Here is a 21416-nt window from a genome sequence, read left to right on the forward strand (position 1 = left end):
CATCTCTATTTTTTATGCTTTAATTTCTTCTAAAAATTGTTGAACTCTGATATTGATTTGACTTAACTTCTAAAACCAATGGTATTCTATTTTTCAATTCAGTTACATGTGAAATGATACCAACCATTCTCCCAGTTGATTTAAGATTCAACAGTGTATCTAATGCAGTTTCTAAAGTTTCCTGATCTAATGTACCAAAACCTTCATCAATAAAAATAGATTCTAACGAAATACCACCTGACTGTTGCTGTACGATTTCGCTCATCCCAAGTGCCAATGCTAATGAAGATTGGAATGTTTCCCCACCTGATAATGAACTAATGTGCCTAGACCTATTTGAATGTAAATCAAACACATCAATCTCTAATCCACTAAGCCCTTGCGAAACCGCTTCACGTCTTATCAATTGATAACGATTGTCCGTCATTGTCGCTAATCTTATATTAGCCTGCGCAATAATTTTATCTAAATAATATATTAATACAAAATTTTCTAATGTGAGGTTTTTATTATTTTTACCACTAACAATCTCAGACAATTGAAAAATTTGTTGCTGCTCCTTTAATTCTTGATTTAAATAATTAATATGCGATTCAATTGATTTTAATTTTTTTACATTATTTTCACATTGGTAATGAACAGCTGAATATTTATCTATCAATGCATTCAAATTTTCTTTACATTTTTGATAGTCTTTTTCTAATTCAACTGGATTAATGACTACTTTACCTTTAATTAATGATTCTAATCTATTTATCTCTAATTCCAATTCATTGTATTGTTTTCTATATTCATCTACTGTTTTCTTCAAACTTTCTTTTTCATCTCTCCATGTCATGATTCCTTCAACATCACTGTCATGAGATAAATTCAACTTTGTCATTTCAATTTCAATAGCTTGTTCGTTTTCTTTCAACTCATTATTATATGTTGCAGATTGTTGGTTATAATGATTTAAATTGTTTTCTTCAATTAAACGTTGCTGTGTTAGCTTTGTTAGCTTATTCTCAATTTGTTTTGACAGTTCCTGATGAGCATTCACTTCTTGTATACTCCTGTTATAGTCAGCTTCAAAGTCAGAAATATCGTGATACTCTGAAAGTGTTTCAAATTCAATTATAAGCTGTTGACTCAATTTAAGTTCTGACTCATTTCTATTAAACAATAATTGCTTTTGATGAAGTTCAGCTGTTAATTTTTCTTTATCAGATTTCAATTCTTCTACATATTTATTAGTAGCAATTTGGTTATTTAATTCCGCTTCTTTTTCTATTAATTGTTCATTTAATATTTCTATTGAAATATCAAGATGTTCATCCACATTAATATTTGATATCTTTTCATTAATATGATTCATTTCAGAATGTTTTACAGCAATACTTGATTTAATAGAAGATATTTTTGTTTCTATTTCTTTTATATCAGCCTTACGTTTAGCTATACTTTCAAAATCTATATGTTCTCCTAAATCATGAATTTCATTTCCACATATAGGACATTGTTCTCCAATTTTTACTGCAGACTTTATTTCACGAATAAAACTTTCTTTATCATTTAAATCTAATTTAGACTTATCAAACTTTTCAAGTCTTATCTCTAAATCACTTAAAACTGTTCTTTCTTTATTAATGCTCATTTCCAACTCTTGTTTGTTGGCCATTAATTTACTTAACTCTGACTTAGCAATCTCATTTTCCTGTATTGTGTTTATGTCATCATGAATCTGATTCATCTCATGATTTAGAACTACAATATTCTCGTAATTACTATCATTATTACTAATAGTAATTTCAATTTCTTCTAATGAATTATTTAAATTACTTAATTCTTTTTTTATTTGTTCATTCTCTATAGTTAATCCATCAACTTTGTTAAAACTTTCTTGATACTTAATAATATTATTTTTGATAGGCTTAGTTTTATCAATGAATGCAATCTTTTCATCAATAGTATGTTCTTTCTCCTTTAATGCCTCATACTCTTTATCAACACTTCGTCTATTAATATCTACCTCTGAAATTTTAATTTTAGTTTCTTTGATTGCATTATTTACTTTTATCATTTTAGTTTCAATGTGCTTTTTAGTGTCAATAAAATTCAATAGACTTTTAATCTCTTGAAGTAATTTAAGTTTTTCTTCTATTTGATCAATTTCAGGTTGTTTTTCCTTTAATTGATCAAAACTATTTTTATAAGAGTCTAATTGTTTAATATTCTCTTGCAACACTTTATTTTCTTGGGTTTTCTTTTCTATATTTTCAAAAGATTTAGTAGCTGCTTTTTTTTCCTCGTATATAATATTTAATTGTTGGTTAAAATGCGTTTCTAATAAGGGGATATTTTCTATCAACCTGTCAGTTTGTTGACTTGATATATTCATTAGACTTTTAATCTCTTCATTATCAAATGTTTCTATTTCTTGCCATAATAAATCAATTTGCTGATACCTATTTTCAATTTGCGCTTTTTCTATTTTCACTTCTTCTTTTAATATTTCTCTTACTTCTTCAAATTTATTGCTGTCAAACAGTGTACGTAATATCCCCTGTTTATCACTACTTTTTGATATTAAAAATTTTTTGAATTCACCTTGAGGTAAGATAAATAATTGCCGAAATTGCTCTGCATTAACCCCTATTAAATCAATAATAAATTGATTCCCTGCTTGCACTTTACTTTCTCTAATTTCAAATTTATCATCCACCAATTCAAATACATCAAATTTAGCGTTGGTTTTAGTAGTATTTCCTTCTTTTATATATGGGCCCTGTCTATGTAATTTATAAACACGATGATTTAGTTCAAATTGAAATGTTACAGACATAGCTTCTTTTCCATCAGCAAAATGACTTCTCAAATCATTTTCTTCTCTTTGTTTAGTTGATGCTTGTCCAAAAAGTGCATAAGTCATTGCATCGAATATCATTGTCTTACCAGACCCTGTCTTACCACTTATCAAAAACAGTTCATTATTGTCAATTTTAGAAAAATCAATTTCTTCTTTTAAAAATGGCCCAAAGTTTTTTAAAGTTAAATGTAATGGCTTCATGCATTAATCCTCCTTGTTCAATTTATCTTCTAAAATATTTTCAATCTTTTTTGATTGAACTTCTGACAAACCTGTATCCGTAATATAATTATAAAATTGTTCTATTATAGTCATGTCATCTTGTCTACTAATATCAATAACATTTTTCTCTTCATTATAGTTAAAAGTTTCATTTGTCAGCCCTAAAGTATTGGGATAAACTTGCTTTAAATGCATCATAGGATCTGTTATATGAGACATATTTGTAAGTTTAAAATGAAAATAATTCTCTTTATTATTCACAGCAATTTTTTCATTTATAACTTCACTGAATTCACCTGTAATAATTTCTAATTGTCTAAGAGGTTCTATCGGTATAAATTGATCATTGATATCATCACCATCGATTGTAATGCGTCTATATCCTTTAGATTGACCCACTTCAGAAAACGAATACTGTAATAACGAACCACTATATTTTATCTTTTTATCATTAATACTAAATGGGTGGTGTAAATGCCCAAGCATTATATAATCAAATACGTTAAAAACATTTTTTTGAACTGACTCGACCGTACCAATTGTAAGTGGTCTCTCAGAATCAGATGTTTTACCACCTTGTACAGTCAAATGACCAATTAGTATATTAATCGCTTTCGGATCAAGTAAATATTGAATTTCATCAATGCATCTAGAAATACCTTGTTGATGATTTTCAATGTTTTCATCTTCATAATAATGCTTCATTTCGCTAACAGTAGCATATGGCAATGTATAAAAATTCACTTCATTAATAGTTATCGGTGACTTAATCGTTGTAAAGTCCGTCCTTATGTATAATTGACTACTTTCAAACCAACTTGCGCCATAATTCAATCTTTCTTTACCATCATGATTCCCACTGATTATAATAATTGGTATATTTAACTCTAAATTAAGTTTAGCTATTGTTCGTTCTAATAACATAATTGCGTCTTTGCTCGGATATGTCGTATCATATAAATCTCCAGCTATAACAATGACATCTGGTTTTTCTATCGTCATTTGCTCAACGAACTTATCTAAAATATATGCTTGGTCCTCTATCAAATGTTTGCCGTTTAATATTTTTCCTAAATGCCAATCTGCTGTATGTATAATTTTCATTATTGCCTCCGTATAGAACATTTGTTCGCTTTTATTTTAATATATTCTCCACTCTGTTTCAAGTAAAATTAAAACCACTTATCGACTGATTTAGTAGCCAAAAACAAGTGGTTTAAAAGTAATTAATTGATTAATGTTTTCTTTATTTTTTTATATTTATATAACATTGCTAATCTCCAAGGTACAATCATGCAAAATGCTAATAAAAAGAACATTCCGCCCAACTCTCCCGGGTCAATTTCATTACTAATAAATATCTTCATAACAGTACGAATAATAAGTAATGAAATTAAAATGACCGGAAATGCTTTTGAACGTTTCATATAAATCTCTGTTCCCTTAACTTCAAAACGGGATGTCCATATCAGAACTGTAGAGAATAATAAGCCAATTATAAAAGCTTCTAACATTTCAGACCCAGTAAGCCTAAAATAAGGTACAACATACATTAAGGCACCCGTTGACATAAAGAACGGTGGCAAAATTATTTTTTTCTCATTTACCGGATAATTTTGAGCTTTCATACGGATAACTATAACCATAGTTCCCATAAATAAAGCTACAACTATTGAAAATATTAAATAGAGCACGCATACACCTTCTTATAAAATAAACTCTCTGTTAATCATATAAACTGAATTATAGCATTTATCATTCTTTTCGTCATTTTGTTAACTTCAATTTTATTAAATCTATTTTTAATTGTAAATTTGTAATCAAAAAGAGGCCATACTCATATTTGAGTACCAGCCTCTATAAATCACGAATTTACTTTTTCGTGCTCTTCATATTTTGATCCATATTTTTATTCATCATCGTCATCATTTGATTAATTTTCTTTTGAGAAGGTTTTTGACCCATTTGCATCATCATCATACGAAGCATTTCTTCATTGATTGGTGGGTTTTTCTTCAAGTAATCCATCATATATTTTCTTGCTAATAAGAAACCACCAATTAAACCTAAAATTAATGCTCCTATTATTAAAATAATTGCCAACCAAGTTGCCATTGTTTCACCCGCTTTCTTTATCCTACTGAATTTTACTAAATTCATCACATTATTTCAAGAACTAGTTTATTCAAGTATTTTAATATCGATACTAAAAATAATATCAAAAATCACTTAGATATAATAGTGATTTTTATGATTAAATTAAATTCTCATAGTTAAACAGGAATGTTAATAAATACTTCAAGTACTATTATCCATTAAAATTGTTTTCAATGTAGTGAAAACTCTAATATTAAAGAAGCCTAAGATTAGATATCCTAGACTTCTAAATACTAAAATTGTATAAATACTTTTTATAAACTCATTACTTGATTTAAAATATTTTCTTTAGTAAATCCATATTTTTCAACGACTAAATCGCCAGGTGCACTTGCACCAAAGCCATCAATAGCGACAACTTTGCCAGCAGTACCAACATATTTATGCCATCCAAGTGGTGAGGCCATTTCTATAGCAACACGTTTAGTTACACTCGATGGAATAATCGATTCTTTATATTCATCAGATTGTTGTTCAAATGCATTCCAGTTAGGCATAGAAACTACGCGTACAGATTTACCTTGTTTTTCAAGATCTTTTGCAGCTTCAATTGCTAAGCTAACTTCTGAACCAGATGCTAATAATAAGAATTCTGGTGTTTCTTCAGTGCCATAAACTGTATATGCACCTTTACGCACACCTTCTTCAATTACTTTTTCAGGTACGTCTAATACTGGTAAGTTTTGACGTGTTAATACTAATGAAGTTGGCGTTGATTCTGATTCCAAAGCAACTTCCCAAGCAACTCTAGTTTCATTTCCGTCTGCTGGACGGATAACATTCATATTAGGAATAGCTCTTAACCCAGCTAATTGTTCAATTGGTTCATGCGTAGGTCCATCTTCACCAACTGCAATTGAGTCATGTGTAAAGATAAATGTTGCATTTAATCCCATAATTGATGATAGACGCAATGCCGGTTTTAAATAATCACTAAATACGAAGAAAGTTGCTCCATATGGATGTACACCTCCATGAGCAGCCATACCATTAACAGCAGCTCCCATTGCAAATTCACGTACACCAAACCATACATTTTTACCTTCTGGCGTTTTAGAACTATAGTCAATTGCGTTATTTACATTTGATTTATTCGAACCAGCAAGGTCTGCTGATCCCCCAAAGAATGAAGGTACAGTTTTACTGATAGCTTGAATGATTGCTCCAGAATCAGCACGAGATGCACCACTATGTCCTAATTCAAAGCGAGGTAATTCATCTTTATAATTATTAGGTAATTTTCCACTAACAGCTAATTTAAATTCTTCTGCTAATTCAGGATAAGCTTCAGCATATTTTTCTAATAATGCATTCCATTTAGACTCATCTTCATTAGCACGTTGTAACATTGTACTTTGGAAAATTTCATAAACTTCCTCAGAAACATTGAAACGTTTTTCAGGATCCAAACCATAATTTTCGAAAGTTAATTTTCTTTCGTCTTCACCTAAAGGCGCACCATGAACACCATTAGTACCAGCTTTATTTGGAGAACCAAAGCCGATTGTAGTTTTAACTTCGATAATAGTTGGACCTTCTTGAGATTTAGCTTTAGTAATCGCTTGGTCAATTTCTTCTAAATCATTACCATCTTTAACTAATAGATAGTTCCAACCATATGCTTCAAAACGTTCTTTAGTATTTTCCGAAAATGCTTTATTCAATTCACCATCAAGTGAGATATCATTTGAATCATATAGTACGACTAATTTACTTAGTTTATTATGACCAGCAAATGAAGCAGCTTCATGTGAGATACCTTCCATTAGATCACCATCAGAAGCTAATACATATGTGTAATGATCTACAACATTGTAACCATCTTTGTTGAACTTACCAGCTAAATGATCTTCAGCTAATGCCAAACCAACTGACATAGCAAATCCTTGACCAAGTGGACCAGTTGTAACTTCTACACCATCAGTATGTCTGTATTCGGGGTGACCTGGTGTTTTAGAACCCCATTGTCTAAATTGTTTTAATTCTTCTAATTCTAAACTCCCTGAAACATGTAACAAACTATACAATAATGCCGAACCGTGCCCAGCTGATAGTACGAAACGATCTCTGTTAAAGTAATCTTTTGATTGTGGATTGAAATTTAAATGACGTGTCCACAAAGTATAAGCCATTGGGGCAGCTCCCATAGGTAGTCCTGGATGACCAGAATTTGCTTTTTCGATTGTGTCGATACTTAAAGCACGCAACGTATCAACAGCTAATTGATCTTTTTCATTAAACATCTTGTGTATCTTCCCTTCTTCAATTTTATCAAATACATTATAACTTATTTTAAAATAAAAAGATAAGTAAAATACTTAAATCAAATTTTAATGTCAGAAAATTCTATATATAGTTATGGGCTAATTTGGATTATTTCTTTTTTCTTGTATTTCTTTGATTTTTTCTGGTGTAACATCATTACCTTCCGGATCAATCACTTTTGTATTTTCAATTTGTTGTTTAAACCCTTTTCTAAAACTTTCAAGATAAGCTTTTCTTAAAGCTGTTTGTTCTTTTGCCTCTTCTTGTGTTAAACCTTCTGCTTTTTTCTTTCTAGCTAATTCATTTATTCTTTCGATATTCAAATCTGAATTACTCATTAAAAAAACCTACCTTCACATTATTTACCCAATCATTATAATACTTTAACAAAATATAACAAATTTAAGATCATCTACAAAGTAAATAAAAACGCTACTTTGCAAAAATAAGCAAAATAGCGTAGGAAAATTTATAGAATTAATTTATAAACGCGAACACTTTTCCATCTTTTTGTTCGCCTTTGTTTGTAGGGATACTATGTTCGTATGTTTTGTCGATTGCTTTTGTCTTGATTTGGTGATCAGTCATCTCGTACGTTTGTTCCGTGTGAGCACTGATGTTCGCACTCAATAAGAATATAGAAAAAGCTGCACTTGAAATTAAAAATATGATTATATATGTGGATAAGTTTTTATATTTATTATAAAACATCGATTTCACTCCTAGAACATTTGTTTGTATAAGTAATATATCAGAACCTATGTTCTACGTCAACTTTTTAACGAACAAATGTTTGTTTTAGTTTTGAATTAATGCTATAATAAATTTAAATTAAATTAGGGAGTGCCTATATATGAGAGAATTAACAAAACGACAAAGCGAAATATATAATTATATTAAACAAGTTGTTCAATCAAAAGGTTATCCGCCTAGCGTTCGTGAAATTGGCGAAGCGGTTGGTTTAGCTTCAAGTTCAACAGTTCATGGACATCTTTCACGCCTTGAGGAAAAAGGATATATTAGACGAGATCCAACGAAACCTCGTGCAATCGAAATTGTAAGTGACCAAACAAATGATAACATTAATATGGAAGAGACAATTCATGTTCCAGTTATTGGTAAAGTTACTGCTGGTGTTCCGATTACTGCAGTTGAAAATGTAGAAGAATATTTTCCATTACCAGAACACCTAACATCAACACATAATAGCGATATATTTATTTTAAATGTTGTGGGCGACAGTATGATTGAAGCAGGTATATTAGACGGAGATAAAGTAATTGTTCGAAGCCAAACAATTGCAGAAAATGGTGATATCATTGTTGCAATGACAGACGAAGATGAAGCAACGGTTAAACGTTTTTATAAAGAAAGAAATCGATATCGTTTACAACCTGAAAATAGCACTATGGAACCAATTTACCTTGATAATGTTACAGTTATTGGTAAAGTAATTGGTTTGTATCGTGAAATGTAATATTTCAACAATTTATATATAATCGCATTTGTTAAACCCTCATTCTTAATAAATTTTCAACCTCTTGAAATCACAATGAATATCAAGAGGTTTTTTACATGCTGGCTTTTATAAGAATGTGACAGCACCACAAACAACTAACTATTAGTAATTAAGTCAAACTAATATTTATATATAAAGTAAAACTCGCCCCTACAATCATATGCAGAAGCGAGCTAAGGTTATTTTTTACTACCTTTTTTATTTAATATGTCTTTGACGCGTTCTAGTATGTCCGCATCTTTAGATTTATCTTGTATCATCAAGTTTATCTACTTCCTTACAGATAACCATACCCTTTAACAACACATAAGAAACATTATCCAGTATAATTTTCTGTCCAAAACGGCTGTCTTTCATCATTAAAATCCACACCAACACCTAATGCATTAAATGCATCATTTAAAATGTTCTTTCTATGACCAAGAGAGTTCATTAACCCTTCATGTGCATAAATACTGCTCACTTGACCATATGCTAAATTTTCACCAGCTGATCTAAATACTATACCATCTTTTTTCAATCGATCAAACGGAGATTGACCTTTTAAGTTAGTATGGTCAAAGTAGTGATTATCCGCCATATCTTTACTATGTTTCCGCGCTGTTTCAGAATTCTGTTTAGAATATTTTAGTGTTGGTAACTGATGTTGTTTTCTTTCAGCATTAACTAAATCAAAATTTTGAAGCTCATAACTATTTGCAAGTGATTTCGATGGCGCACCATATTGCTGTTTCAGCCTATTTTCCATGGCATCACTAACTTGTAATATAGCTGTTACACTATCTCGACGGTGTTTATCATAAAAAACTGTTGTATAGATATTGTTTTTATGAAAAACATCATACTCTTTATTATTTTGTTCATAACGAACTCTACCTTTAACTATTTCAGTCACAGGTTCACCTAATCTTTGTCTGACAACTGCTTTTGGTGTATTATACTTAATTTTAGATTTGGAAGTAATGATATTTTGATTTGAATATATAGCGTTTACTTTATCCTTAATATAACTAACCATCAAAAAATTATTATAATCGCCATCATAATACGTATACCATTTTGTACCATATTCATTAAATGTTACCCTTTTGGGTTGTTTTAATATCTTTTCAACTTCTGATTTAGACATATTCATTTGAATATTATTAAATGCAAATTGTTGCTTTTTAGGTGTGTCTAATTTATTTTCAGCTGAAATCGTTTCTTTATTAATATGAATATCAATATATTGTCTTACTTCATTTTGTAAATGAATCAATGGTTTAAATTCAGTTATTGGCGCAATAATAATAATCGATAAAAATGCAATAACTGTTACTATGAACTTTTTAATTTACATCACCTACTATAAAAATTAATCTCTATCACCGTTGAAAATAGAGTTTCTAACAATAACATAATCTACAGTACGTAATGATTTCAAGTCTTTTCCACCGGCATAAGAAATTGAACTTTGTAGATCTTGTTGCATTTCATTTAAGGTATCCATTAATGAACCCTTATGTTCTACAAACATTTTTTTGCCTTCTACATTTTTATGTTCGCCTTTTTGAAATTCAGAGGCACTACCAAAGTACTCTTTATATTGTTTACCATCAAGCTCTACTGTTTCTCCAGGAGATTCTTCGTGTGCCGCAAATAATGAACCAATCATGACCATGGATGCCCCAAATCGAATAGATTTAGCTATATCACCATGTGTTCTAATACCACCATCAGCAATTAAAGGTTTACGTGCAGCTTTACTACATAAATTTAATGCTGCTAGCTGCCAACCTCCTGTACCAAAGCCAGTTTTAATTTTTGTAATACAAACTCTACCAGGACCAATACCAACTTTTGTAGCATCCGCACCAGCATTTTCTAATTCTCTAACACCTTCAGGCGTACCAACATTACCTGCAATGACAAAGCTTTCGGGCAAATGTTTTTTTATATGTTTTATCATATTAATTACTGAATCAGAGTGTCCATGGGCAATATCTATTGTTATATATTCTGGTATTAATTTATCTTGAGCTAATTTTTCAATAAATTCAAATTCTGCTTTCTTCACACCTACTGAAATCGAGGCAAATAAATCTGAATCATGCATATTTTTAATAAAAGGTACTCTAGCATTTTCATCAAAACGATGCATGATATAGAAATAATCATTTTCTGCAAACCATTTTGCTAATGTTTCATTCATAACTGTTTGCATATTCGCAGGAACTACAGGTAATTTAAATGTCTTAGGTCCAAATTGAATCGATGTGTCACATTCAGATCTGCTTTTAACAATACATTTATTAGGTATTAACTGAATATCTTCATAATCAAATATTTTCACTTTAAATAGCCCCTTTTAAAACTAATTATTTTATTAATGCAAATTAAAAACCGAATGTTTTCTTGATTAATTTCGAAAACATTCAGTTTATAGCATTCGTATATACTGTACATTGTTTTATTAATATTGTAAATGGGCTAAAGTACGAAATTTAATTTTACCAGCTTGATTTTTTAACACCTGGAATTTGACCTTTATGGGCATGTTCTCTAAATGCAATACGTGACATTTCAAATTTACGTAATACACCTCTTGGTCTACCAGTAACTTTACATCTTCTTGTTAAGCGTGTTGGTGACGAATCTCTAGGTAATTTTCTTAATGCTTCATAATCACCTTTCGCTTTTAACTCTTTACGTAACTCATAATATTTATTAACTAATTCTTCTCTTTTTCTTTCTTTTGCTATTTTAGACTTCTTAGCCATATATTGTTACCTCACTTTTTATCAAATCGTAATTATTACGATTTATATAATAACACAATCCTCACATAATTCAACAGTTAAATCATATTTATTTACTAAATTCCTCAAAAATCGTTCTTTGGCGTTGAAAAATTTTATTTCTCTTCAAAATGACCATATCTTATTAAAAAAGACTATTACTTTTCACTTTCTACTATAATAAATGCAAATTTACCTTTTTAAAATTTACTACTAGTGTATTGTTCGTGTCATGTAAATACTACTTATCAAAATACCATAAATAATTTCACCATTTACTTCATTAAGAAATAACTCAAATCATTTATATATATATTTATTTATTTTATTAATTTTTAAATATGTTTCTCACTGTTATATTGAAGTATCATCAATAAAAAAACGAGCTCTCCATAAATAATGGAAAAGCCCGCTTTGATTTCAAATCGTCGTATTTGAATGATAAGAATTACTTAGTTTCACGATGTAACGTATATTTGTTTAATCTTGGGCAATATTTCTTCATTTCAATACGCTCAGGATTGTTACGTTTATTTTTAGTAGTGATATAGTTACGATCGCCACATTCTGTGCATGCTAATGTTACGTTTACGCGCACGTTAAACACCCTCTCTTGTTAGGAATCTTTACGATTTATTATATTATCATAAACTGCTCAACTACGCAATATTGAATACACATTTCAAATTTATTTTTTAAAGTTTTCGTAAGTTTCGTCACTTTCTGTTTCAAGATCAATTGAATTAATATCAATACCTAATGCTTTAGCTACACCTTTACCATATTCTGGATCAGCTTTATAACAATGACGGATATGGCGTCGCTTAACATCTTCAGACACACCATCCATTGCATTTGCTGTATTTGTGAAAATTCTTTCTTTAGCATCTTCAGATTGTAATCTAAATAGCTTACCAGGTTGTTCAAAATAATTATCATCATCTTGGCGTTGATTATATTCATAACCATAACCATCAGTTGGGAATGGAGGCTTTTTATATTCAGGTTGAGAATCAAATTTGCCTTGATTATTTGGATAATAATGTGTGCCGCCACCTTGGTTATTATCAACTACACGCATTTGACCATCTCTACTGAATGGACATAAATTTTCAATGCCTACACCTTTAGGTTGGTTTACAGGAATCTGCCAATGATTAACTCCTAAGCGATATCTTTGCGCATCGCCATATGAGAATAAACGTCCTTGTAACATTTTGTCTGGAGAAAAATCTAATCCTGGAATAATATTTGTTGGTGCAAACGCAGCTTGCTCAACATCCATAAAGTAATTATCTGGATTTCTATTTAATTCAAACTCTCCAACTTCAATTAAAGGGTACTCATCGTGATACCATACTTTTGTTAAATCAAATGGATTATCTTTATGATTTTTAGCTTGTTCCTCAGTCATTACTTGGATATACATTGTCCATTTTGGATAGTCACCATTCTCAATAGCATTAAATAAATCACGTTGTGATGAATCACGATCAGTTGCTACAATTTCAGCAGCTTCTTCATCTGTTAAATTTTCAATACCTTGTTGAGTTCTAAAATGAAATTTAACCCAAACACGTTCACCAGAATCATTGTACATTGAATACGTATGAGAGCCGAATCCATGCATATGACGTAAATCTTTAGGTATACCTCTATCTGACATTAAAATCGTTACCTGATGTAAAGCTTCAGGAAGTCCAGTCCAAAAATCCCAGTTATTTTGTGCATCTCGCATATTTGTTCTTGGATCACGTTTAACAGCGCGATTTAAACTTACAAATAACTTTGGATCTCTGAAGAAGAAGACAGGTGTATTATTCCCTACTAAATCCCAGTTCCCTTCTTCTGTATAAAATTTTAATGCAAATCCTCTAATATCTCGCTCTGCATCAGCGGCACCACGTTCGCCTGCTACTGTAGAAAAACGTGCGAACATTTCAGTTTGTTTGCCAACTTCAGAGAAAATCTTAGCATTAGTATACTTTGTAATATCTTTAGTTACAGTAAATGTACCAAATGCTCCAGAACCTTTGGCATGCATTCGACGTTCAGGTATAACTTCTCTATCAAATTGTGACATTTGCTCTAAGAAATAAATATCTTGCATTAAAAGTGGTCCCCTCGGCCCAGCAGTCATACTATTTTCTCGATCTGATACTGGATGCCCAAAAACTCCAGTTAACTTTTTATCATGTTGTGACATAGTCATCCCTCCACAATTTATAATTATTATAATTTAATACACATTATAATTTAACCCTAATGAAATTACAATCAAACATGCTCAAGAAGATTAAAAAATCAGAAAATTTTAATTTTTCCGCTTTAAAGTGTTAAAAAGTTGTTGAATAGTCTACTTAAAAAGCTTACAATAATGGGTATATTTAAATAGATGGGAGACTAAATATGGAAGATAATAAAATGAACCGTAGTCTTAATTCTAGGCACATTTCCATGATTGCTATAGGTGGTGCAATTGGAACTGGTCTATTTGTAGTTACAGGTAATATAATTTCACAAGCTGGACCCGGAGGCGCTATATTAGCCTATTTACTTATTGGTATTATGTTGTACTTCTTAATGTCTTCTATTGGAGAATTAGCAACATTTTATCCAGTATCAGGCTCTTTTAGTTCATATTCAACACGTTTTATAGACTCATCACTTGGTTTTACAATGGGATGGTTGTACTGGGCATTATGGTCATTAGTTACAAGTGTAGATGTTATTGTGGCGTCAAATGTACTTTATTTTTGGGACACATTTAAATTTTTACACCCCATAACTTGGAGTTTAATATTTATTACAATCTTACTATTATTAAACATTTTTTCTGTAAAATCATTCGGTGAAACTGAATTTTGGTTATCATTAATTAAAGTAATTACAATTATAGTATTCATTGTATTTGGTATTTTAATGATCTTTGGTATTTTAGGTGGCCATAGTTATGGCTTTGAAAATTATACAAAAGGCGATGCACCATTTGTAGGTGGTATCTCAGGGTTCTTAGGCGTATTACTAGTTGCAGGTTTCTCTGTTGGAGGTACCGAGGTAGTAGCTGTTACCGCTGGTGAATCTGATGACCCTAAAAAATCAATGCCTAAAGCTATTAAGCAAGTTTTTTGGCGCATACTATTGTTCTACGTGTTATCAATTGCTGTAATTGCTGCAATCATTCCATATACAGATCCATTATTACTAAATAAAAATGAATCAGTAAGTCAAAGTCCGTTTACGATTGTCTTTGATAGAGTTGGTATCGCTTTTGCAGCATCAGTTATTAATGCAGTTATTTTAACCTCATTATTATCTGCTGCAAATTCAGGCGTTTATACAACGGGTAGAATGTTATATTCACTAAGTGCAGATAATAAAGCACCTAAGTTTTTAAGCAAATTAAACAAAACTACAAAATTACCGCTTCGAGCATTATTAACGACATACGTTGTTGTTATTATTGTAATCATATATGCGAATTACAATGCACATGCTGTATTTAACTTATTAAAAATAATCGGTTCAATGGTAATAGTTGTGTGGGGTTCAAGTATTTGGTCTCAAATTCGATTAAGACAAGCAATTAAAAAACAAGGCGAAGATCCAAATAAAGTACTTCCATATAAAGCACCATTTTATCCATTAGGTCCTATCCTTGTTATTGCAACTTTAGCATTCTTATTACTTGGAAGTTCATTTGAAAGCATGCTAGAAAATGATTGGTTGAGTGTGTTTAGAAACTTCTTACCTTTAATTATCTTAGCAATTATTTATTTTGTTCATAAAATAATTCATAAGACAAAGTTTGTTAAACTTGAAACCATCAATTTAAAACCACATGATTATGAAAATCAAAAATAATTAAAACAGTGTAAATATAAAAATCCCCTTTCATTCACGACAGATGCTTCAAACATTTGATAGCATTTGTCGTGTTATTTTATGTAAAATCACTTCATATCATTATGGAGATGCTTTCCATTTTAAGTATTTAGTATATTAACTAGTATTCTGTTCATTTTTATTCGAACAATATTTACATTCTTTATTTTAGATATTTTGCAGATTGTGTATAATATAGATAAGAATAACTTTTCAGGGGTGAATTCAATGATTGGACAAACAAATTTATTTGATGATGTATTAAAGCAAGATGAGAGATTTGTTATTGTGGTTCAAGCATTAGAAGAAAAGAATGGTCAATTATTAAAAAGAACTTTAAGGGAGTATCCCGGTTTAAATCATAAACAAATGAATGATTTATTTACTCATTTAAAGGAATTGTTTTTAGAAGAGTCTTTTGCAGAGAATCAGTCAGCTTTTAGTATTACAGTATATACAAACTTAGACTATACTGCTGACCAAATATATGCACATGTAAAACGTTTCAGAGGCAAACACGATTGGACACAAACAGCTAAATAATTACCATATGCTTGCAGTGCATCTAACGAACCAGTTAGATTGTTACTGCTTTTTTAGTTTTATAATACATTTCATTAAGAAGGTGCTTTACTTTCAAACAATTGGTTCATTATGATTTTCAACAGTTTTACATTACATCTTATAAATACACAAATTTAAAAGCCTAAACACTAGATATACGATTGAAAAATCATGTGTTTAGGCTTGTTTTAAATCTTAAAATAAATTTCTTAGAGCATGTGGAATACCGTTATTGTTATGATCTAACGTAACTTCATCTGCGTATTCCTTTAATTCGTCTGAAGCATTTCCCATTGCAATAGCTAATCCTGCTACTTCAAACATTGATTTATCATTCATGCTGTCACCAAAAGCAACAACTTGGTCTACAGTAAATCCTAATTTATGACATAGCGCTTTAATCGCATTACCTTTTGAAACGTCTTTAGCCATAAATTCTAAGAAAAATGGCTTACTAGTAGTAGCATCTACATTATCATTAAACACACCATTTAAATCAATTCTAGCTTCTGTAATATTCGCAACATAGTCAACACCCATGACCTTAGGAACATCATCTTGAATATACGCTTTGATATCATCAACACGTTTCATAGGTAATCCTGTTAATTCCGCTTCAATATTCATGTATTCATGTTCACTATCGTAAATAATTTGTCCTTCATGATATGTAAGAACAAAAAAGCCTCTATCTCTACAATAATCTACTATTTCATCAAAATCTTGCTTGCTAATAGATTTACTAACTTCCACTTCTTCATTTGCCATGTTAATCGTCTTACTACCATTATAACTAATAATGTAGCTATGGTGTTCTGGTAGTTTCAATTCTCTGGCTGTTGGAATCATACCTTCTGTTGGTCTTCCGGATGCTAATACAACATAAATCCCTTCATCTTGTATCGTTGTTAAATATTTTGCAGTTTCTTCTGAAACAACATTATCTGAATTTAGCAACGTATCATCCATATCTAAAACAACTGCTTTATAATTCGTCATATCGTATTAAATCTCCTCTCTATTCTGCATTTAATACTATTTTACAATATAAAGCGTCTATTGGTATACAATTCGTTCTTTAACACCACTGATATTAATATCGACCAATTCAGAATGGCATGATACTACCTGACTATTTAATGTTCGAACTAATTCCCCACTATTTTCTTTACGACTAAAGACTAAAATTGATGGCCCAGCACCACTAATAACTGTTGCATATGCATTGTGCTCATTAGCAATCGCCTTAACATCTTCAAATTCAGCAATTAAATGTTGACGATATGGTTCGTGGAAACCATCTTGCTGCATAAGTTTACCTGCTAATTCATAATTGTGTTGTGCTAATGCACATATCATCGTATTACTAATCGAACTACATTTAACTGCTTCACTATGTGTTAATTTTTGTGGCAAAGCACGTCTTGATGCTTCTGTTTTGAGTTCATAAGTTGGTATCGTTACAATCACATCCACGTCTGGTATGTCGATATGAGCAACTGACGTTTCTTTCGAGACATCATTATAATATCCAGCGATTAAACCACCATAAATGGTCGGTGCAACATTATCAGGATGTCCTTCGATTTCTGTTGCTAATTGCAATACTTCATGTCTCGATAATTGAATATCACCAAAGTAATTTGCAATATAAATTGCTCCCACTAAAGCAGAAGCAGATGAACCTAATCCTCTTGCTAATGGAATATCACTACGCATCTCGATACATAAATTAGGCAAAGTTACTTCATATTTTGAAGCTACTCGTTGCGCAACTTGATAAATAAAGTTTGTTTCATCTGTTGGTAATTGCTTTGATGCATCATCACGGAAAATATACTCCCATTTTGTGCCAGGTGTTTCCATTACAGATAGATACAAAAATTTATCTAAAGCCATACCTATAGAATCAAAGCCAACTCCTAGGTTGGCTGTTGAAGCTGGAATTGTTAACTCCAAAACATTAGTCATGTTATAAAGCTCCTTTAATATATTCAATAATACTATTCTTGTCATTTGGTAATGGCTTAATTGGATTATCTAATAGAGAAATAGCAGTATCTGGATCTTTTAAGCCATTACCTGTCAGTATTGCAACAACTTTTTTACCTTGTGGTAACTTACCTTGTCTATGCAATTTAATTAAACCTGCAATAGAAGCATTACTTGCTGGTTCGCTAAAGACACCTTCCTTAGTTGTCATTAACTGATAAGCTTCTAAGATTTCTTCATCTGTTACACTATCAATTAAACCATTTGATTCTCTCAATGCATTTGTCGCCTTATCCCAACTAGCAGGATTACCGATCCGAATAGCAGTTGCAATTGTCTCTGGGTTTTTAATGACTTTATTTTGTACGATTGGGGATGCACCTTCAGCTTGGAAACCAAACATTTTAGGTAATTGTGACCCCTTAGCTTCATGGTATTCTTTAAAACCTTTCCAATACGCCGTAATATTACCTGCATTACCTACAGGAATCGCTAAAATATCAGGAGCTTCACCATCTAGCTGTTGTACAATTTCAAAAGAACCAGTTTTTTGGCCTTCAATTCTATAAGGATTAACAGAGTTTACTAACTCAATTTCACCGCTTTTGGCAATTTCTTTCACAATCTCTAACGCTTCATCAAAGTTTCCTTCTATTGAAACTATCTCAGCACCATACATCACCGCTTGAGATAACTTTCCTAATGCAATTTTACCTTCTGGGATAACTACAATTGCCTTTAATCCAGCTCTTGCTGCATATGCAGCGGCAGAAGCCGACGTGTTCCCAGTTGAAGCACAAATTACAATCTTCTTACCTTGTTCTTTAGCTTTAGTTACAGCCATTACCATACCACGATCTTTGAATGACCCAGTTGGATTCACACCTTCATATTTAACATATAAATCAATGCCTAACATTGCTGAAATATTTTCACAATGAATAAGTGGTGTATTACCTTCATTTAAAGTTAATTTAGGTGTATTTTCGTCTACTGGCAAATGCGCCTTAAATTCTTCTACTAATCCTTGCCATCTTCTCATATTAATTAAACTCCTTCTACCGGATATACTTTTTCAACTAAATATCCATGCTTAGTGATTAATTCTTCTGGTGATGATTCCAATCCAATTATGACAGCTGCATATGAATCATCCTCATAGTTTGCTACACTTAATGATTTATGGAACGGTAATATAGACTTTAAGTCATTTTCAAACTTTTCTAATAAATCATCAACATTTTTAATAACAACATAAAAGCTGGATTTTTCTTTAATGTTAATTTCTGCATCAGAATCCATCATCTCTCGTGTTTTATCTGTCTTTAATTCAAAATGAGGCGGCAATGTATGTAAATCTGATTCAAAGAATAGTGCAACATTTAATAAATCACTTACTACCGCACTACCTGTTGCTAAACTACCTGCCCCTTTTCCATAAAACATCGTATCTCCTACAGCATCACCAATGACATAAATCGCATTATATTCATCTTCTACTGCTGCTAATTGGTGTTTCTTATCAATTAATGTCGGCTCTACTGAAGCATTAACTTTGCCATTTTCATATATTCCCTTACCAATTAATTTAATTTTATACCCCAGTTGATTAGCTACATTAATATCAGTTAGAGTTACACCGCTAATCCCTTTTCGTTTAACGTCGTTTAGTTTAATGACTTGGTTAAATGACAAATATGATGTAATAACAACTTTACGTGCTGCATCTACCCCTTCTACATCATCAGTAGGATCTGCTTCTGCAAAACCAAGTCTTTTCGCCTCATCGAGCGCTTCTTCAAATGTCGTTTGTTCCTTAGTCATCTTAGATAAAATAAAATTAGAGGTACCATTTAAAATTCCCATAAATTTAGAAATATTATTCGCATTCAAACCATTATTTATGGCATTTACGATTGGAATCCCACCTGCAACACTAGCTTCAAACTTTAAAGCTACACCGTTTTCTTCTGCCAAATCTTCCAAAAGTTTTAGGTGTACTGCTAGTAAATCTTTATTTGCAGTGATGACATGTTTTTTATTTTTCAGTGCTGTTCGTAACCAATCAACAGTTGGTTCAATACCACCCATTACTTCTATAATAATATCTAAAGAATCATCATTTAAAATTTCATTAACATCTTCAGTTAAATGATATTGGCTAATATTTAATGGTCTTTTTTTAGATTTATCACGAACAAGGATATGTTTAATTACAATGTCTTTATTTAATGTGTCTTGAATTTGCTGTCTGTTCTCTTCGATGATTTTTACTACACCAGACCCAACAGTACCTAATCCTAATAATGCTATATTTAAATTTTTCATGTTATGTACCTCCGTTTGTGCTTTTGAGAAAAACAAATGTATTATTGAAAAACACTAGATGATAGTATAGTATAGAATTATTCTTTATTTTTGTAAAGTTCGTAATATTCAAAATATAAATATATAATATCATTCTTACTTACAAAACTGAATACAATTTTCTGATTTTTTAGAAAGGTTGGCATGCACTATGAAAGTTTCCAAATTCGGTGGTAGCTCCGTCTCCAATGCTACTCAAATTAAAAAAGTTTTAAATATTGTTAATTCTGATCCTGAGCGAAAAATTGTAATCGTTTCTGCACCAGGAAAAAGACATGACAATGATGTTAAAACGACTGATTTATTAATCAGATTATATGAAAAGGTCATTAATCATCTTGACTATCATGATAAAAAAAGAGAAATTATTCAGAGATATGATGATATTGTAAAAGAATTGCAGATGGATGAAAGTATTTTACGAACAATAGACCAAACATTAGAACATTATATCGAGCAATTAAAAAATAAACCTAAAAGATTATTAGATGCATTACTATCTTGTGGGGAAGATTTTAATGCACAATTGATTGCTTTATATAATAATAGTCAGGGTATTCCTACAAAATATGTATCTCCAAAAGAAGCGGGTATATACGTCACTGACGTTCCACAACAAGCTCAAATATTAGATAGTGCTTATAAAGAAATAAAGAAATTACGAAATTATGATGAGAAACTAATTATTCCAGGATTTTTTGGTGTATCACATGAAGGTTATATTGTAACGTTTCCTCGCGGCGGATCTGATATAACTGGAGCAATTATTTCAAGTGGCGTTAGAGCTACTATTTACGAAAATTTCACCGATGTATCTGGT

The 21416-nt window shown here is 31.0% G+C and carries 20 protein-coding genes and 1 pseudogene; 5 read left to right on the forward strand and 16 right to left on the reverse strand.

Going from position 1 to position 21416, the window contains the following annotated elements; translation table 11 throughout:
• Nucleotides 1-19: 19 nt before the first annotated feature.
• The 7 genes from sbcC to sosA form a co-directional block, all read right to left on the reverse strand.
• On the reverse strand, nucleotides 20-3049 hold the full coding sequence (gene sbcC / locus CD116_RS07230) for an exonuclease subunit SbcC (RefSeq protein ID WP_047550618.1): 3030 nt from the start codon (nucleotides 3047-3049) through the stop codon (nucleotides 20-22).
• Nucleotides 3050-3052: 3 nt separating this feature from the next.
• Nucleotides 3053-4174, reverse strand: coding sequence for an exonuclease subunit SbcD (gene sbcD, locus CD116_RS07235; RefSeq protein WP_047550615.1), 1122 nt, complete (start codon nucleotides 4172-4174; stop codon nucleotides 3053-3055).
• Nucleotides 4175-4296: 122 nt separating this feature from the next.
• Nucleotides 4297-4764 (reverse strand): CcdC family protein, encoded by a 468-nt coding sequence (locus CD116_RS07240; RefSeq protein ID WP_047425349.1) that lies wholly within the window; start codon nucleotides 4762-4764, stop codon nucleotides 4297-4299.
• Nucleotides 4765-4942: 178 nt separating this feature from the next.
• Nucleotides 4943-5185, reverse strand: a complete 243-nt coding sequence (locus tag CD116_RS07245) for a YneF family protein (RefSeq protein WP_047425345.1) — start codon at nucleotides 5183-5185, stop codon at nucleotides 4943-4945.
• Between the two features lie 296 nt (nucleotides 5186-5481).
• Nucleotides 5482-7470, reverse strand: coding sequence for a transketolase (gene tkt / locus CD116_RS07250; RefSeq protein WP_047531129.1), 1989 nt, complete (start codon nucleotides 7468-7470; stop codon nucleotides 5482-5484).
• A gap of 120 nt (nucleotides 7471-7590) precedes the next feature.
• Nucleotides 7591-7830: a DUF896 domain-containing protein gene (locus CD116_RS07255; protein WP_047550613.1), complete on the reverse strand. Its 240-nt coding sequence runs from the start codon at nucleotides 7828-7830 to the stop codon at nucleotides 7591-7593.
• A gap of 139 nt (nucleotides 7831-7969) precedes the next feature.
• Nucleotides 7970-8203 (reverse strand): DNA damage-induced cell division inhibitor SosA, encoded by a 234-nt coding sequence (gene sosA / locus CD116_RS07260; RefSeq protein WP_047550610.1) that lies wholly within the window; start codon nucleotides 8201-8203, stop codon nucleotides 7970-7972.
• Between the two features lie 142 nt (nucleotides 8204-8345).
• Here sosA and lexA point away from each other — a divergent pair, with 142 nt between their 5' ends.
• Nucleotides 8346-8969 (forward strand): transcriptional repressor LexA, encoded by a 624-nt coding sequence (gene lexA, locus CD116_RS07265; RefSeq protein ID WP_001208758.1) that lies wholly within the window; start codon nucleotides 8346-8348, stop codon nucleotides 8967-8969.
• A gap of 358 nt (nucleotides 8970-9327) precedes the next feature.
• Here the strand turns inward: lexA and CD116_RS07270 are convergent, their stop codons facing one another.
• From CD116_RS07270 to CD116_RS07295, 5 genes are all read right to left on the reverse strand, one after another.
• Entirely contained in the window at nucleotides 9328-10344 is a 1017-nt protein-coding gene (locus tag CD116_RS07270; RefSeq protein WP_169929117.1) for a CAP domain-containing protein, read from the reverse strand.
• Nucleotides 10345-10365: 21 nt separating this feature from the next.
• Nucleotides 10366-11343 carry a GMP reductase gene (guaC, locus tag CD116_RS07280; RefSeq protein ID WP_047550607.1) on the reverse strand — a complete coding sequence of 326 codons (978 nt, stop codon included), beginning with the start codon at nucleotides 11341-11343 and terminating at the stop codon, nucleotides 10366-10368.
• A gap of 157 nt (nucleotides 11344-11500) precedes the next feature.
• Nucleotides 11501-11770 (reverse strand): 30S ribosomal protein S14, encoded by a 270-nt coding sequence (gene rpsN, locus CD116_RS07285; protein WP_001085655.1) that lies wholly within the window; start codon nucleotides 11768-11770, stop codon nucleotides 11501-11503.
• 466 nt (nucleotides 11771-12236) lie between these two features.
• A complete protein-coding gene (gene rpmG / locus CD116_RS07290) occupies nucleotides 12237-12386 on the reverse strand; it encodes a 50S ribosomal protein L33 (protein ID WP_001265708.1) in 150 nt (49 codons plus the stop codon).
• A 90-nt stretch (nucleotides 12387-12476) separates the two neighbouring features.
• Nucleotides 12477-13994, reverse strand: a complete 1518-nt coding sequence (locus CD116_RS07295; protein ID WP_047531132.1) for a catalase — start codon at nucleotides 13992-13994, stop codon at nucleotides 12477-12479.
• Nucleotides 13995-14197: 203 nt separating this feature from the next.
• On the opposite strand from CD116_RS07295, the gene CD116_RS07300 reads away from it, so the two are divergent.
• The 3 genes and pseudogenes from CD116_RS07300 to CD116_RS07310 all read left to right on the forward strand — a co-directional run bounded on the left by CD116_RS07300 (nucleotide 14198) and on the right by CD116_RS07310 (nucleotide 16216).
• Nucleotides 14198-15652, forward strand: a complete 1455-nt coding sequence (locus tag CD116_RS07300; RefSeq protein ID WP_047531133.1) for an amino acid permease — start codon at nucleotides 14198-14200, stop codon at nucleotides 15650-15652.
• Between the two features lie 171 nt (nucleotides 15653-15823).
• Nucleotides 15824-15927: pseudogene (locus tag CD116_RS07305) on the forward strand (hypothetical protein).
• Nucleotides 15902-16216, forward strand: a complete 315-nt coding sequence (locus CD116_RS07310) for a hypothetical protein (protein ID WP_047425328.1) — start codon at nucleotides 15902-15904, stop codon at nucleotides 16214-16216. Before CD116_RS07305 ends, CD116_RS07310 begins: the two are co-directional and overlap by 26 nt.
• Nucleotides 16217-16432: 216 nt before the next feature.
• On the opposite strand, the gene CD116_RS07315 is transcribed toward CD116_RS07310, so the two are convergent.
• Genes CD116_RS07315 through CD116_RS07330 form a run of 4 tightly spaced genes read right to left on the reverse strand, consistent with a single transcriptional unit; the run spans nucleotide 16433 to nucleotide 20557 of the window.
• A complete protein-coding gene (locus CD116_RS07315) occupies nucleotides 16433-17236 on the reverse strand; it encodes a Cof-type HAD-IIB family hydrolase (RefSeq protein ID WP_047550604.1) in 804 nt (267 codons plus the stop codon).
• A 57-nt stretch (nucleotides 17237-17293) separates the two neighbouring features.
• On the reverse strand, nucleotides 17294-18208 hold the full coding sequence (thrB, locus tag CD116_RS07320) for a homoserine kinase (protein ID WP_047550601.1): 915 nt from the start codon (nucleotides 18206-18208) through the stop codon (nucleotides 17294-17296).
• A gap of 1 nt (nucleotide 18209) precedes the next feature.
• Complete coding sequence (gene thrC, locus CD116_RS07325) at nucleotides 18210-19271, reverse strand: threonine synthase (RefSeq protein WP_047550598.1); 1062 nt, start codon at nucleotides 19269-19271, stop codon at nucleotides 18210-18212.
• Nucleotides 19272-19276: 5 nt separating this feature from the next.
• Nucleotides 19277-20557: a homoserine dehydrogenase gene (locus CD116_RS07330; RefSeq protein WP_047531137.1), complete on the reverse strand. Its 1281-nt coding sequence runs from the start codon at nucleotides 20555-20557 to the stop codon at nucleotides 19277-19279.
• A gap of 190 nt (nucleotides 20558-20747) precedes the next feature.
• Between CD116_RS07330 and CD116_RS13900 the strand changes: the two genes are divergently transcribed.
• Nucleotides 20748-21416, forward strand: a 669-nt coding sequence (locus CD116_RS13900; RefSeq protein ID WP_478050852.1) for an amino acid kinase family protein, incomplete at its 3' end; no start/stop codon positions are given.

This window comes from Staphylococcus schweitzeri, from assembly GCF_002902405.1.
Lineage (GTDB): Bacteria > Bacillota > Bacilli > Staphylococcales > Staphylococcaceae > Staphylococcus > Staphylococcus schweitzeri.

Excerpts from the sequence above, each read along its gene's own strand:
- CD116_RS07330 (WP_047531137.1), bottom strand. The coding sequence starts at position 20,557 with ATGAAAAATTTAAATATAGCATTATTAGGATTAGGTACTGTTGGGTCT.
- CD116_RS07295 (WP_047531132.1), bottom strand. The coding sequence starts at position 13,994 with ATGTCACAACATGATAAAAAGTTAACTGGAGTTTTTGGGCATCCAGTA.
- CD116_RS07255 (WP_047550613.1), bottom strand. The coding sequence starts at position 7,830 with ATGAGTAATTCAGATTTGAATATCGAAAGAATAAATGAATTAGCTAGA.
- CD116_RS07300 (WP_047531133.1), top strand. The coding sequence starts at position 14,198 with ATGGAAGATAATAAAATGAACCGTAGTCTTAATTCTAGGCACATTTCC.
- thrB (WP_047550601.1), bottom strand. The coding sequence starts at position 18,208 with ATGACTAATGTTTTGGAGTTAACAATTCCAGCTTCAACAGCCAACCTA.
- rpsN (WP_001085655.1), bottom strand. The coding sequence starts at position 11,770 with ATGGCTAAGAAGTCTAAAATAGCAAAAGAAAGAAAAAGAGAAGAATTA.
- CD116_RS07315 (WP_047550604.1), bottom strand. The coding sequence starts at position 17,236 with ATGACGAATTATAAAGCAGTTGTTTTAGATATGGATGATACGTTGCTA.
- lexA (WP_001208758.1), top strand. The coding sequence starts at position 8,346 with ATGAGAGAATTAACAAAACGACAAAGCGAAATATATAATTATATTAAA.
- sbcD (WP_047550615.1), bottom strand. The coding sequence starts at position 4,174 with ATGAAAATTATACATACAGCAGATTGGCATTTAGGAAAAATATTAAAC.
- CD116_RS07310 (WP_047425328.1), top strand. The coding sequence starts at position 15,902 with ATGATTGGACAAACAAATTTATTTGATGATGTATTAAAGCAAGATGAG.
- CD116_RS07245 (WP_047425345.1), bottom strand. The coding sequence starts at position 5,185 with ATGGCAACTTGGTTGGCAATTATTTTAATAATAGGAGCATTAATTTTA.
- sbcC (WP_047550618.1), bottom strand. The coding sequence starts at position 3,049 with ATGAAGCCATTACATTTAACTTTAAAAAACTTTGGGCCATTTTTAAAA.
- tkt (WP_047531129.1), bottom strand. The coding sequence starts at position 7,470 with ATGTTTAATGAAAAAGATCAATTAGCTGTTGATACGTTGCGTGCTTTA.
- thrC (WP_047550598.1), bottom strand. The coding sequence starts at position 19,271 with ATGAGAAGATGGCAAGGATTAGTAGAAGAATTTAAGGCGCATTTGCCA.
- sosA (WP_047550610.1), bottom strand. The coding sequence starts at position 8,203 with ATGTTTTATAATAAATATAAAAACTTATCCACATATATAATCATATTT.